This window comes from Rheinheimera salexigens (assembly GCF_001752395.1).
Lineage (GTDB): Bacteria > Pseudomonadota > Gammaproteobacteria > Enterobacterales > Alteromonadaceae > Alishewanella > Alishewanella salexigens.
Genome location: NZ_MKEK01000001.1, coordinates 992,466 through 1,007,179, shown reverse-complemented (window position 1 = coordinate 1,007,179; position 14,714 = coordinate 992,466). Strand labels below are relative to the sequence as shown.

General features: G+C 43.4%; 10 protein-coding genes. 8 read left to right on the top strand and 2 right to left on the bottom strand.

Features of this window, described 5'->3' with window-relative positions:
* Window positions 1-77: 77 nt before the first annotated feature.
* The 8 genes from BI198_RS04675 to zapE all read left to right on the top strand — a co-directional run bounded on the left by BI198_RS04675 (window position 78) and on the right by zapE (window position 11,570).
* Complete coding sequence (locus tag BI198_RS04675; RefSeq protein ID WP_070048507.1) at window positions 78-2,858, top strand: TonB-dependent receptor domain-containing protein; 2,781 nt, start codon at window positions 78-80, stop codon at window positions 2,856-2,858.
* A 213-nt stretch (window positions 2,859-3,071) separates the two neighbouring features.
* Window positions 3,072-3,929, top strand: a complete 858-nt coding sequence (locus BI198_RS04670; protein WP_070048506.1) for a MurR/RpiR family transcriptional regulator — start codon at window positions 3,072-3,074, stop codon at window positions 3,927-3,929.
* A gap of 134 nt (window positions 3,930-4,063) precedes the next feature.
* Window positions 4,064-5,626: a cytochrome ubiquinol oxidase subunit I gene (locus tag BI198_RS04665; RefSeq protein WP_070048505.1), complete on the top strand. Its 1,563-nt coding sequence runs from the start codon at window positions 4,064-4,066 to the stop codon at window positions 5,624-5,626.
* A 2-nt stretch (window positions 5,627-5,628) separates the two neighbouring features.
* On the top strand, window positions 5,629-6,765 hold the full coding sequence (gene cydB / locus BI198_RS04660; RefSeq protein WP_141728841.1) for a cytochrome d ubiquinol oxidase subunit II: 1,137 nt from the start codon (window positions 5,629-5,631) through the stop codon (window positions 6,763-6,765).
* 15 nt (window positions 6,766-6,780) lie between these two features.
* On the top strand, window positions 6,781-6,894 hold the full coding sequence (gene cydX / locus BI198_RS04655; protein ID WP_070048503.1) for a cytochrome bd-I oxidase subunit CydX: 114 nt from the start codon (window positions 6,781-6,783) through the stop codon (window positions 6,892-6,894).
* Window positions 6,872-8,650 carry a thiol reductant ABC exporter subunit CydD gene (gene cydD / locus BI198_RS04650; RefSeq protein ID WP_070048502.1) on the top strand — a complete coding sequence of 593 codons (1,779 nt, stop codon included), beginning with the start codon at window positions 6,872-6,874 and terminating at the stop codon, window positions 8,648-8,650. Before cydX ends, cydD begins: the two co-directional genes overlap by 23 nt.
* Window positions 8,637-10,427 (top strand): amino acid ABC transporter ATP-binding/permease protein, encoded by a 1,791-nt coding sequence (locus tag BI198_RS04645; protein WP_070048501.1) that lies wholly within the window; start codon window positions 8,637-8,639, stop codon window positions 10,425-10,427. The genes cydD and BI198_RS04645 overlap by 14 nt, the downstream gene beginning before the upstream one ends.
* A 51-nt stretch (window positions 10,428-10,478) precedes the next feature.
* The gene (zapE, locus tag BI198_RS04640) at window positions 10,479-11,570 is read left to right on the top strand and encodes a cell division protein ZapE (protein ID WP_141728840.1); all 1,092 of its coding nucleotides are present in this window, start codon (window positions 10,479-10,481) and stop codon (window positions 11,568-11,570) included.
* Here the strand turns inward: zapE and BI198_RS04635 are convergent.
* Together BI198_RS04635 and acnB are read right to left on the bottom strand one after the other, a co-directional pair.
* Complete coding sequence (locus tag BI198_RS04635; RefSeq protein ID WP_070048499.1) at window positions 11,560-11,940, bottom strand: YacL family protein; 381 nt, start codon at window positions 11,938-11,940, stop codon at window positions 11,560-11,562. The genes zapE and BI198_RS04635 overlap by 11 nt on opposite strands.
* 155 nt (window positions 11,941-12,095) lie before the next feature.
* Window positions 12,096-14,693, bottom strand: a complete 2,598-nt coding sequence (gene acnB / locus BI198_RS04630; RefSeq protein WP_070048498.1) for a bifunctional aconitate hydratase 2/2-methylisocitrate dehydratase — start codon at window positions 14,691-14,693, stop codon at window positions 12,096-12,098.
* Window positions 14,694-14,714: the final 21 nt, after the last annotated feature.

The following is a 14,714-nucleotide window of genomic DNA, read 5'->3' as shown; positions in this document are numbered from 1 at the left end:
AAATGTATAAAAAATTCGTTCTACTGCGGCGAACCAGCAATTTTCGCCATCACAACTTACTCAGCAGGGAGTAATTTATGTCACAGCCATCGCTCAGCACATCGAAAAATACATCGGCGACACGATTTTTACGTCGCAGCTCTAAAGTCGCCCTAGCCGTTCAACTAGGTTTAATTAGCCAATTAGCTTTCGCGCAACAAGCCGACACTACCAACATCAACAATGAAGATGCTAAAAAAGTTGAAGTAATTAGTATCACCGGTTCGCGCATTGCTCGTACTGAATTGGTGTCATCTAGCCCAGTGGCTTCAGTAGATGAAGTTCAATTGCATTTAGATCGTGTGGTTAACGTCGAAGACATTACTTCGAAATTACCCCAAGCAGCAGCAGGTGCGAATAGCACTGGCGCAACAGTAGGTGACTCTTTAGGTTCGTCGACTATCGATTTAAGAAGCTTAGGCCAAAACCGTACCTTAGTGTTAATTAATGGCACTCGTGCCACACCCTTTAGCTATCGTAACTCAGTAGATGTTAATAGCATTCCTGCAGGCTTAATTAAACGGGTTGATGTATTAACCGGTGGTGCAGCTGCTGTGTATGGTGCCGATGCGGTAGCGGGTGTCGTTAACTTTATTATGGACGATAAATTTGACGGTATTGAGCTATCAGCCAGTTATGAAACTCCGCAAGATGGCGGTGAAAAATATAATACTGAAGCCATTTTTGGTGGTGACATTGCCAGTGGCCGTGGTCATTTAACCGGTTATATTGGTTATTCAGAACGCAAAGCACTATTAGCCGGCGAGCGCGACTTTGCCATGCAAAATAGTGGCAGTATGATTAACCAAGGTGGTTTTTATACTGATGTTGCCAGTGGCAATAGCTTTGGTATCGACGATAACGGTAATGTAACCGCGACCCGTAATACCACTAATATCAATGCTGAACGGTTTTTAATTCAGCCCATGTCACGCTTAAGTGCCGGTTTATTTTTTGATGTTGATCTAGCCGACACCACCGAAATTTATGGCCGTGCATTACATTCACAAGTCAAAGTAACAGGTGCCGGTGCTAGTGGTCAGTTACCGGTTACGGTAAACCAACAAGTTACCTTGCGCCAAGATAATGCCTTTATTCCCGACAGTGTGCGTAATAGTTTAAGTTTTGACGCCGATGGCAATGCGTTAGTGAATGTTGAGCGTAATTTAGGTTTAGGCTTACAAAATACCGAAGCAGTGCGTGATACTACCCAGTTTCAGGTCGGTTTACGGGGTGATATAACCGATAGCGTGCAGTTTGATGTCTATGCCCAGTACGGTCGTACCGATGAAACTTCAACTATTTATAACAATGCTTACAAAACTAATGCCAGTGGCGCCAATCGCTTTAATGCCATTGCCAATAGCGTCAATATTTTTGATCCCAACTTAGATTTAACCAGCTTTAGTAACCCGTTGTTATATTCTAATCGGGAACGCACGCAAAGCGTTGCTGCCGCCACTATTTCTGGTGATTCAGCAGCATTATTTGAACTTCCAGCCGGTGCGGTTAGCTATGCTGTTGGTTATGAAGTACGCAAAGAAACCGGCAAGCAAACGGCTGGTGATGCATTTCGTACTGGCACAAGCTTTGCTGGCGTAAGCGTATTTGATATGTCTGCTAGCTTTGATAGTAAAGAATGGTACGGCGAAGTACTAATTCCGGTATTTTTTGATACCGCTTTTGCTGACCAATTAGATATTGAAGCCGCTTATCGTATTTCCGATTACTCAAACACTAGCGCCAAAGATACTTATAAAATTGGCGTAAATTGGGCGATTGATGAAAACGTGCGAATTCGTACTAGTTATCAAACCGCGTTTCGGGCACCTAACTTAGGTGAGTTTGCCAGCCCTATTACCGGCTTATCGTTAGCGTTATTTGATCAAACCAGCGACCAATTTATACCACGCTTTGCTGGTCGATTTGATGGTGATCCATGCTTATTAGGCACCGGTGACGCAGCACAATGTGCTCGTTATGGCGCGCCTGCTGTCGGCAGCAGTTTCGATGCTAGCAGCGCAAGTTACACTTTTGGTGGTAACCCGAACATTAAGCCTGAGCAAGCCGAATCTACTACTGTTGGTATCGTTTATACGCCACAATATTTCAGCGGTTTTGATGTTAGTGTAGATTATTACAATATTGAAATCACCGATGCCGTAAGCCAAATCCAACCGGCCGCAGCATTACAAAACTGTTATATCGATAACCCCGTAGCAGGCAATCCGCTGTGTGATGCAGTAGTGCGCGATGCTGATACTGGCTTTATTAAAACCGCTATTGTTAACGACTTTAACTTAGCGGCCATTAAACAAGCCGGTATTGATGTTGCGGTAAACTATCGTTTAGATGCTCCTGACGCTATTGGTGGTAAGTTACATCTTGCTTATCAAGCCAACTTTGTTACAAAGCAACGTCGGCAAAATAACGTCACCTTGCCAGAAGTCGACTGTAAGGGCACATACGGTAATGCCTGTTCGGGTGACTTTGCTAGCGTATTGCAAGCTGACTATAAGCACCGTATGACCATTGACTGGAGCTTAGAGGACGTAGCGGTACAACTGGGCTGGCGTCGTATAGGTGACGTAGTATATGCAGCAGATCCTAGTGTTAGCATTAGCGCACAAAACTATATTGATTTAGCGGCATCATGGCAGTTTAGCGAAGCCGTAACGGTGACGGCAGGTTTTAATAACCTGTTTGATAAGCAGCCACCTACCCCTACTGCAGGTGCTAACCATTTTAATGCCGTCAGTGATTATGATGTGATTGGCCGCACTATGGGTATCTCATTACGTTATCGGCCTATGCTGTAAACTTGATGAACTAAACTAAGCCCGCTGAGTAATATTCGCGGGCTTTTTTATTTAGATTATTGCTACGATTTACATAACTTATGCATAACCTGATTTAAACTTTGATATAAGCTTATATATAAGCGCAGGATTTTACTGCGTAATTTGCTGAATATCTTATACACTGTCACGGTAGCGACAAGGCAATAAGTTTTGGTCATAAAGGAATAACCAATGTCAGTACTTGATAAAATTCAGGCGTTACGGGAAAAGTTTCCCCGAGCCGAACAGCAGTTAGCCGAATATATTTTGGCTAATCCCGATCAAATTCGTGATATGCCATCACAAAAACTGGCCCAGCAAGTGGGTATTAGCCAAGCTAGTGTGGTGCGTTTTACTCAAAAACTCGGCTATAAAGGTTATCCTGATTTTAAATTTGCCCTTACCGATAGCTTATATCGACAAGAGCATGCTGACATGCCCAAGCTACATGGCGAAATATCATTAGATGATAATTTTACTGCCATGAGTAAAAAACTATTAGCCAGTAAAATTAATGTGCTGCAAAAAACTCAAGCCATAAATAATCAAAAGCAATTTGAGCAGGCGGCTCAGGTATTAAAATCAGCTAAGCGAATTTTACTGTGTGGCAAAGGCGGCTCGGCCTTAGTAGCTAAAGATTTTTCGTATAAATTACAAAAACTCGGTATGGCGGCGTTAGCAGAATCTGATACCCATATTCAATTAGCCAATATTGCTAATTATGCGGCCAATGATGTGCTTATTATTATAAGCGAATCGGGCGAAACTTTTGATAGTGTAAAAATTACTGAACAAGCTAAGCAAAATAACGTACAAATTATCAGTATTACTTCGTTTGGCAATAATACTATAGCGCGGTTAGCTCAACATAATTTATATACCGTCGCTGATGAAGGCTCTGCACGCTTATCGTCAATACTGGCGCGCAATGCACAAGAGTTAGTCATCGACATTTTGTTTATTTTATTAACGCAAAGCTATGCTGCAGGTCGTAAAATGTTGGCGGCGTCTAATCAAAGTGTCGATAGCTTTTTAGCCCGTAAACGTTAGTTTTAATCTACCAACTCTAGGCGGTTACTCATTTTACGCTATGCTTTGCATAGCAATATCATCGGAGTATATTAGTAATGTCATACATCCAGTGTGTTATGACCTACTTTTAACTGCGCACCTGGAGTATGCAGATGGACATAGTCGACCTATCACGATTTCAATTCGCCTTTACGGTAATGATCCACTTCTTATTCGTTCCTTTAACCATTGGTTTGACCTTTATCTTGGCGATAATGGAGTCAGTTTATGTCATGACTGGCAAAACTATATATCGTGATATGACCAAGTTTTGGGGTAAATTGTTTGGTATTAACTTTGCTTTAGGCATTACTACCGGTTTAGCCATGGAGTTTCAATTTGGCACCAATTGGTCTTATTATTCTCATTATGTCGGTGATATCTTTGGCGCCCCTTTAGCCATTGAAGCCTTAATGGCGTTCTTTTTAGAGTCAACCTTAGTTGGTTTATTTTTCTTTAGTTGGGATAGGTTAAGTAAAGAGAAGCATTTAATTGTTACTTGGCTTATGGCCTTGGGGACCAATCTCTCTGCATTATGGATCTTAATAGCTAATGGTTGGATGCAAAACCCGGTAGGTGCTCAATTTAATATTGATACCATGCGTATGGAGCTTAGTAGCTTTAGTGAAGTTGTTTTTAATCCGGTAGCGCAAGTTAAATTTGTCCATACCGTGTCAGCGGGCTATGTCACTGGGGCTATCTTCGTCCTAGCCATCTCTAGTTGGTATTTATTAAAAGGTCGCAATATCGCGTTTGCTCGGCGCAGCTTTGCTATTGCTGCAGCATTTGGCTTAGCCAGCGTATTATCCGTTATTGTACTAGGTGATGAGTCAGGTTATGAAGTTGGGGCGGTACAAAAAGTAAAATTAGCGTCGATAGAAGCCGAATGGAATACCCACCCTGCACCGGCTCCTTTCACCCTGTTTGGCTTGCCTAATGCCGAAACCCAAACCACTGATTACGCCATTAAAATTCCCGCCGTATTAGGCCTTATCGCCACGCGTTCGTTAACCGAAGAAGTAAAAGGCTTAGATAAGTTAAAGCGTGAGCATTTAGAGCGCATTATTCGCGGTCAAGAAGCCTATGTGCTGATGCAGCAATATCGGCAGGGTGATAAGTCAGCCGTCACTGTTAATCGCTTTAACGAGCTTAGAGACGACTTAGGCTACGGCATGCTATTAACCGCATTTACTGATGATGTTGCCAATGCCACCCCAGAGCAAATTGCTGCAGCCGTTGAAGGCTCTGTGCCACAAGTATGGCCACTATTTTGGAGCTTCAGGGTGATGGTTGCGTGCGGTATGTTAATGCTATTACTATTTATTTTGGCATTCTGGCACAGCGCAAAACGCACGGTGAATAAACCCAAATGGCTACTTAAGTTTGCTATTTTCAGTCTACCTTTACCCTGGATTGCCAGTGAAGCAGGTTGGCTAGTGGCAGAATACGGCCGCCAACCATGGGCAATTGGTGAAATATTGCCTACCCATATGGCGGTATCCCAACTCACGGTTAATGATCTGTTAATTAGTCTGGGCTCCATCATGGTGCTGTATACCATTTTTATTATTATCGAAATATGGTTGATGATTAAATATGCTCGGATTGGCCCCGCAGCATTACATACCGGCAAGTACGATTTAGAGCATGCAGCGACTGAGCTTAAAGGGGATTAATCATGGACTATGAAGTATTACGATTTATTTGGTGGCTACTAATAGGTGTACTATTAATAGGTTTCGTTATTACTGATGGCTTTGATCTGGGTGTAGCTGTACTGCTAAAACTGATTGGTAAAAATGACGACCAACGGCGCGTAATGATCAACAGCATAGCCCCGCATTGGGATGGTAACCAAGTCTGGTTAGTTACCGCTATTGGTGCTCTTTTTGCCGCTTGGCCAACGGTGTATGCAGCCGCATTTAGCAGCTTTTATTTCGTGATGATGCTAACTTTATTTGCCTTGTTTCTCCGGCCAATTGGCTTTGAATATAGAGCAAAAATTGATAATGACGCTTGGCGAAATAAATGCGATTGGGCATTAACCATCGGCTCTGCCGTACCGGCAGTGTTATTTGGTGTCGCTTTTGGTAATTTATTACAAGGCGTGCCATTTTATTTTGATGATATTTTACGCTTACATTATACCGGTGGTTTTTTCGACCTACTAAACCCGTTTGCGTTATTTGTCGGGCTGTTTAGTTTTTTAATGTTGGTTAATCATGGTGCCACTTACTTACAGCTTAAAACCGAAGACGACATAAAAGCCCGCAGTGAAAGAATCTCAACTCTGTTATCCGCAAGTTGTGCTGTGTTATTCGTGTTAGCAGGGCTGTGGTTATATTACGGTATAGACGGTTATAGCGTGACCAGTATTATTGATACTAATGGCATCAATCGTACTACCGAAAAAACTGTAGTGATTAGTGCTGCTGCCTGGTTTAACAATTATGCTAAATGGCCTTGGTTAAGCTTAATTCCGATTTTAGGCGTATTAAGCTTTATGGTATGTGCTTTATCCAGTGCCACTAAACGGCATTTACTGGCATTCCTTAGCTCAGCCGTAGCGCTAACAATGGTGATAGCAACCGCGGGTGTTAGTATGTTTCCGTTTATTATGCCCTCTAGTAGCATGCCAGCACATAGCTTAACCATGTGGGATGCTACGGCCAGTCAAACCTCATTACAAATTATGTTTGTTGTTGCTTGCGTGTTTGTGCCTATCGTACTGTCGTATACCGCTTGGAGCTACTTTGTTATGCGTGGCCGGTTAAATGAGCAGCATGTACGCGACAACTCCCACTCTCTATATTAATTAATAGGATAATTTATGTGGTATTTTACCTGGATCCTAGGGGTGTTATTAGCTTGCTCATTTGGCATTATTAACGCTATGTGGCTGGAGTTTAACGGCTACGAGGGTGAAGAAGATCAAACTGACTGAGCCTAGCGATAAGCCCAGTGAGAAAACAACTGTCGGTGCCAGCCAACAGCTAAATGCCCTACTGGCACCGCAAAGTTGGTTATTACACAGCGCATTATTTCTGGCAATTTTACATGCGGTATTTTTTGTCCTGCAATGCTATTTATTAGCCAAAGTGTTTAGCCAATGGTTAACGGCTAGCTTTAGGCAACAAACGCTTGATACCAACGCTTTGCTGGCTATTTTACCGTTGTTGTTACTGTGTTTATTGGCCAGACCCTTACTGCAGTTTTGCCGCGAGCAACTTAGCTTAATAGCCAGTCAACGTTGTCGCGCTGCATTACGCAGCCAACTGCTAAACACTATTGCCAGTAGTGGCAGCGCAAAAAATCAATATGCTGCAGATGGCAGTTTAGCCAGCCAAGTTTTAGAGCACGTAGATGCCTTAGACGGCTTTATAAGTCGATATTATGTGCAGCGCTATTTAGTATTAATTAGCCCTATTTTATTGTTTTTCGCTATTTTATATTACAGCAAATTAGCGGCGGTTTTATTACTGGTTACTGCGCCTTTAGTACCGATATTTATGGTGTTGTTGGGTAATGCAGCAACCAGCGCCAGTCAACAACAATTACAAGTGCTAAGTCGTATGAGCAGTCGCTTTTTAGATTTAATGCGCGGTATGGCCACTATCCAACATTTACAAGCAACCACTCGCGCCACTAATAGCGTTGCCAGTGCTGCTGAGCGTTATCGCAGTAGCAGCATGAAAGTCCTACGCTTAGCCTTTTTATCCACCGCAGTATTAGAGTTTTTTGCGTCATTAGCCATTGCCTTATTAGCCGTATATCTTGGTTTGGGCTTATTAGGTATTTTACCTTGGGCCAAAGGTGAGATCCCTGTGCCCTACCAAGGTGCGCTATTTATTTTATTATTAGCGCCTGAGTTTTATGCACCTTTGCGCCAACTAGGCACAGATTATCATGCTAAAGCTCAGGCTTTAGCGGCAGTAGCAGAACTACAACCCTTATTGCAGCGAAAAGTATGGGAGCATACGGGTAAGCAATTACTGCAGTTTAATAGTGCGCCTACGATTACGATTAGTAATTTACGTGTCCTAGGTGAGCATAATCGGCCCCGCTTAGACTTGGCTCATTTATCCTTAGCTGCTGGCCAACGCATCGTGATCCAAGGCGCCAGCGGTTGTGGTAAATCTACCTTATTAGAAACCTTACTTGGCTTTACTCAATATCAAGGTGAAGTAAGTATTAACCAACAAAATTTAAGCCAGCTTTGCCGAACACATTGGCAGCAACAGCTAGGTTACTTAGCTCAAACCAGCGCCATTATGGCCGGCAGCATTGCTGATAATTTACGCTTAGCTAATGCTCAGGCTAGCGATCAGCAATTAATAGCGGTATTACAACAAGTGGAGTTATGGCCGCTTATTCAGCAACTACCGCTGCAATTAGCCACGCCTTTAGGTGAACGGGGATTAGGCTTATCTGGAGGGCAATTGCAGCGTCTCGCCATTAGCCAATTGCTTTTGCGTAATGCCAACTTGTGGTTATTAGATGAACCAAGCGCCCATTTAGATCCCGATACCGCCCTGCGTATTCATCAGCTATTAGGCAAGTTAAGCCAAGGCAAAACGGTAATCTTAGTCAGTCATCACAGCGCTGGCCTAGACTGGGCCGATAGCATAATACAACTGCCCCAGCTAGCATCTTCCTCAGCACAATCTTTATCACAGCAGGTGCCAGATGGCGCAATCTAAGCCAACTCAGAGCCTTAATAAAAATATAAAATTAATTAGCTTGCGCAATATTATGCATCGTCGGCTTGGTAATTGGTCGTTAGCTATCTTATTAGGCTTTATTACCCTTTTGGCCGGCGCAACGTTGTTGGCGTTGTCAGGTTGGTTTATTAGTGCCGCGGCATTAGCCGGCTTAGCCAGTGCTACCGCTTACGGCTTTGATTATTTTAGACCCGCCGCTATTATTCGGCTATGTGCAATTAGTCGCACCGCTGGGCGCTATGCCGAGCGCTTAACCTCACATTATGCTGCGCTGGGTTTATTAAAAGATTTACGGGTGGATAGCTTTCGCTTGCTAGCGACACAAAAAACTCAGCGCCATAGCCAAACCAATAGTCAAGCCCAAGGTTCAGCGCCAGGCTCAGCCCAAGGGTCTGCACAAGTACTGCAGCGTTTAGTCGCAGATATCGATTTATTAGATTTATTCCCGCTTAAAGTTATCGCGCCTTGGATATGGGCCAGCTTACTGAGTCTACTGGTGATTTTATTTTGGTATTTACTGGCGCCCAGCTTAGCCTATTATGCGCTTGCCCCTCTGTTACTAGCTTGGTTAGTCGTGCCCTTATTCACCTTATTAGCGGGCATAAAGCTAGCAAAACAAGATACTAATTTAGCCGGCATAAGACGGCAACAATTGCTGGAGCCTTTAGCTATGATGACACCGCTATTGCTGTGGCAACGTTGGGATGAAGCAGCAAACCGTTTTAGCAGCACCGATCAACGCTACTTACAATTACAGTTAAAACAACAACAACTGACCAGCTTGGCTAACCTAGTCCAGCAATTGCTGCTGGCTGGGGCTATGTTGGCGATATTATGGCAAGGCATAATATTAGTGGCTGCGGCACAATTAACCGTCCCGTTATTACTCGCCGCCTTGTTAGCACTTTGGGCTTTAAATGAAGCTTTAACCCCGTTATGCCAAAGTTTTATCGCTTTAGGTTTAAGCATAGCGGCGCGAGATCGGGTTAATCAACTGGCCCAGCCTGCTGAAGCTCAAACCCATGCACCTGATCATATACAAACTCATTCTAACGCCAAAGCTGTGCCAACAGGGCCTTGGCAGTTATCCGTGCAACAGCTTAGTGCCCGGCAAAGTGGTGCGTTAACTGGACCTGACAATGTTAGCTTTATGCTAGTTAGTGATTTAGATACTGAGCTAGATAATGAGTTAAGCACGGAATTAAGTACGGAATCAAACTCTCGGCGAGTGTTACACATTAGTGGTACTTCTGGCTGTGGCAAATCTACTTTACTGCAAGTGCTGGCCAATCAACTTAGTTGTAGTGGTGACATACGATTAAATAACCAGCCTTATACCGCTTGGCAGCTACAAAATGTTATTGGCTATTTACCGCAGCAATTAGACATATTTGATCTTAGCCTAGCGCAAAATTTACGCTTAGGGGCACCAGAGGCAACCGAGCAACAACTGTGGCAAGTCATAGCCGAAGTTAGCTTAACCGACTGGGTTAAGGCGCAACCCGACCAACTTAATACCGCTTTAGGCGAATATGGGGCTCAAGTCTCAGGTGGTCAGGCAAGACGTATAGCTTTAGCGCGCTTGCTACTCACTCAGCGGCCTATCCTATTGTTAGATGAACCCTTTGCAGGCTTAGATCCAACAACGATGCAGCAGGTATTACAGGCGTTAATTGCTCGGCAAAAACAGGGCCTATTAATCATTGTTAGCCATCATCAACTCCCTGTCGACGCAACTCAGCAACTTAAACTATAAATGTTATAATAGCCCAACTTTTTAATTTATTGCTTAGGAGTCGCAGCTGCAGTGTTAGCCCAGTACCAGCAACAAATCGAAACCACGGCTTTACGTTACGATGAAGCGCAATATCAATTAATTCAGCAATTACAATTATTAGCTCAGCAATTAAACGCTGGCGAAACCCCGCGCCAAGGTATCTATATTTACGGTCCGGTTGGCCGCGGCAAAACCATGTTAATGGATAGTTTTTATCAGCATTTAAAAATCAAACAAAAAATTCGGCTGCATTTTCATCACTTTATGGCGCGAGTACATAAAGAGTTAGATCGCTTAACCGGCCAAGCTGATCCGCTAGAGCAGATTGCTAAAAATTGGGCCAAACAATATAAAGTGCTGTGTTTTGACGAATTTTTTGTTAATGATATTGGTGATGCTATGTTGTTAGGCACTTTATGGCAGGCCTTATTTAGCCACGGCGTACTGCTGGTAACGACGTCCAATGCGCCCCCTAGCCAACTGTATGTAAATGGCTTACAACGCCAACGCTTTTTGCCCACTATCAGCTTATTAGAACACTATTGTCAGCTAATTAATTTAGATAACGGTATCGACTATCGCCGTAGCGAAAATAGTCCTAAGCCCTATTACTTACAACATGGCTCTGCAACGCAATTACAGCGACTTAGTCAGCAGTTATTTGGTCCAGTTCAAGCGTGCCAGCAAGTTAGCGTGCAACAACGCAGCATTGATTGTTTATGGCGCAATGAGTACGTCATCGGCTTCGACTTTATGGCGTTATGCCACGGTCCGCGTAGCCAATTAGACTATATGCAGCTGGCGGCACAATATAAAGCCATAGCAGTGCACCAAGTACCGCAGTTTAGTTATTTAGCTGAAAAAGCCATAGTACATGGCGTTGAGGATCAATATCAGCGTGAGCATAAAGAATATTTTGTTAGTAAAATGGACGATGAGGCGCGGCGGTTTATTGCCTTAGTTGATGAATGTTACGATAAAGGCTGTTTATTACTGCTTAGTGCTGAGGTTGATATTGCAGATCTATACCAAGCCAAACAACTGGCCTTTGCTTTTGAACGCAGTACATCTCGACTGTATGAAATGCAGCGTTGGCAGATCGAGCAACAAATTACTCAGTAATAAAACTATGCCAATCTTGCAGTAGTTTAACAAAATCCTCTAAACCACAGTGACAACTTAAACCGTGTTCATCCAGTTGCAATTGCTCTTCTAGTAGCAATTGCTGTTCGGATGCGCTGGCGTCATTGTGCAGTAAGCTATTATGTTGTAACAACACTTCGGCTTGCTCAACTTCAAGCACAAACTCCTTGCCTTGGTAGCGCCATTCGTCTTGCGGGGTTAACGCTGTTAGTTGTTGCAGTAATTGGGTTATCGCCGAGCCGTTTGCAGCAAACTCTTCAACTAAAAAAGTCGCTAAAATTTGGTATTCAGGCGCTAATACCAAGCCAAATTGCCGCGTGTCGCGCTGATAAGTAAAATCGTATTCCAAAATATTGGTCTCAAAACAATTGATGTGAAAGTATATCGCTTTGTCACGGTGACAGCCAATGCCTTCTCTTGGCGAATATTGCTAAGCGAAATACATAAAAAAGGCCTGCAATTGCAGGCCTTTGAAAACTAGTGTTTTAAACCAAGTCGATTAGCTTAAACCGCTTTTTGAATAATCACATTATCTGCCTTTTTAGTGTACTCAGGCATTTTATGGAAATTCAAGTAACGGTAAGTATCTGCCGCTGTTGCATCAATTTTTGCTGCGTATTCTAAATACTCAGCAACAGTAGGTAATTTACCAATAATTGACGCCACTGCTGCTAGTTCAGCTGAGGCTAAATAAACATTAGCACCCTGACCTAAACGGTTCGGGAAGTTACGCGTTGAGGTAGAAACAACCGTTGAGTTCTCCGCTACGCGGGCTTGGTTACCCATACATAACGAACAACCTGGCATTTCAGTACGTGCGCCTACTTTACCAAAGATACTGTAATAGCCTTCTTCGGTTAATTGCGCTTGGTCCATCTTAGTCGGTGGTGCTATCCATAACCGCGTTGGTAATTGGCCTTTAAAGTTCTCCAATAATTTACCCGCGGCACGGAAGTGACCAATGTTGGTCATGCACGAACCAATAAACACTTCGTCAATTTTATCGCCAGCAACTTCTGATAATAAACGCGCATCATCAGGATCGTTTGGCGCACATAACACTGGCTCTTTAATATCGGCTAAATCAATTTCGATAATTTCAGCATATTCAGCATCAGGGTCAGCAGACATCAGTTCAGGGTTAGCTAACCATGCTTGCATCGCTTGAATACGACGCTCAATAGTACGCACATCACCGTAACCTTCAGAAATCATCCACTTAAGCATCACGATATTTGATTGTAAGTATTCAGCAATCGACTCTTCAGACAGCTTAATAGTACAACCCGCAGCAGAACGCTCAGCAGATGCATCAGACAGCTCAAATGCTTGCTCAACCGTTAAGTGTGGTAAGCCTTCAATTTCTAATACACGGCCAGAAAATTCGTTTTTCTTACCTTTCTTAGCAACTGTTAATAAGCCTTTCTGAATAGCAACATAAGGAATAGCATGCACTAAATCGCGCAGCGTAATACCCGGTTGCATTTCACCTTTAAAGCGAACTAATACTGACTCAGGCATATCTAAAGGCATAACGCCGGTTGCCGCAGCAAACGCCACTAAGCCAGAACCGGCAGGGAAAGAAATACCAATTGGGAAACGCGTATGTGAATCACCACCGGTACCTACGGTATCAGGTAACAACATCCGGTTTAACCAGCTGTGAATAATACCATCGCCTGGACGTAATGAAACGCCACCACGGTTCATAATAAAGTCAGGTAATGAGTGATGAGTATCAACATCCACTGGCTTTGGATAAGCGGCGGTATGACAGAAAGACTGCATGGTTAAATCGGCGGTAAAGCCTAAACACGCTAAGTCTTTTAATTCATCACGCGTCATCGGGCCGGTAGTATCTTGCGATCCTACTGTGGTCATTTTTGGTTCACAGTAAGTACCTGGGCGAATACCGGCTACGCCACACGCTTTACCAACCATTTTCTGAGCTAATGTATAACCTTTACCAGAATCTACTTTTGGCAATGGACGACGGAATTTTTCCGACGGACCTTGACCTAAAAATTCAAGGGCGCGATCTGTTAAGCCACGACCAATGATTAATGGAATACGGCCACCGGCACGTACTTCATCAATTAATACATCGGTAGCTAATTCAAATTCAGCTAATACTTCATCAGTACCGTGACGAACAATTTTGCCAGCAAATGGCATAATATCAATCACATCACCCATTTCTAGGTTATTAACGTCAACTTCAATCGGTAAGGCGCCAGAGTCTTCCATAGTATTAAAGAAGATAGGTGCAATTTTGCCGCCTAATACGAAACCACCACCGCGCTTATTTGGCACGTATGGGATATCGTCACCCATAAACCATAATACCGAGTTGGTAGCTGATTTACGTGAAGAGCCTGTACCCACTACATCACCAACATAAGCTAATGGGTAGCCTTTTTTATTTAATTCTTCAATCTGCTTGATTGGGCCTAAAGTGCCTGGCGCATCTGGCGTAATACCTTCACGGGCATTTTTTAGCATTGCTAAAGCATGCAGTGGGATATCTGGACGCGACCATGCATCAGGCGCTGGCGATAAGTCATCAGTATTGGTTTCGCCTGATACTTTAAATACCGTTACCGTAATTTTTTCAGCTAATGGTGCTTTAGCTTCAAACCATTCGGCATCGGCCCAGCTTTGTACTACTTGCTTAGCGTATTCATTACCGGCATCTGCTTTATCAGTAACATCATGAAAAGCATCAAAAATAAGTAAAGTGTGCGATAACGCTTTGGCTGCCACTGGCGCTAATGCTTTATCATCTAATAGGCTGATTAATGGCTGAACGTTATAGCCACCCATCATAGTGCCTAGCAGTTCCGTAGCACGCTCTGCACTAATTAAAGTACAGCTAATTTCACCTTTGGCTAAGGCAGCTAAAAAGCCAGCTTTAACATAAGCAGCTTCATCTACACCTGGTGGCACACGATTTATTAATAAATCTAATAACGTTTCTTCTTCACCTTGAGGTGGGTTTTTAATTAATTCTACTAAAGCGGCTACTTGCTCTGCACTGAGCGGCTTTGCTGGAATACCTTGCGCTGCGCGCTCGGCCACATGTTCGCGATATTGTTGTAGCACAGTATGATCCTCTTGGTCGTT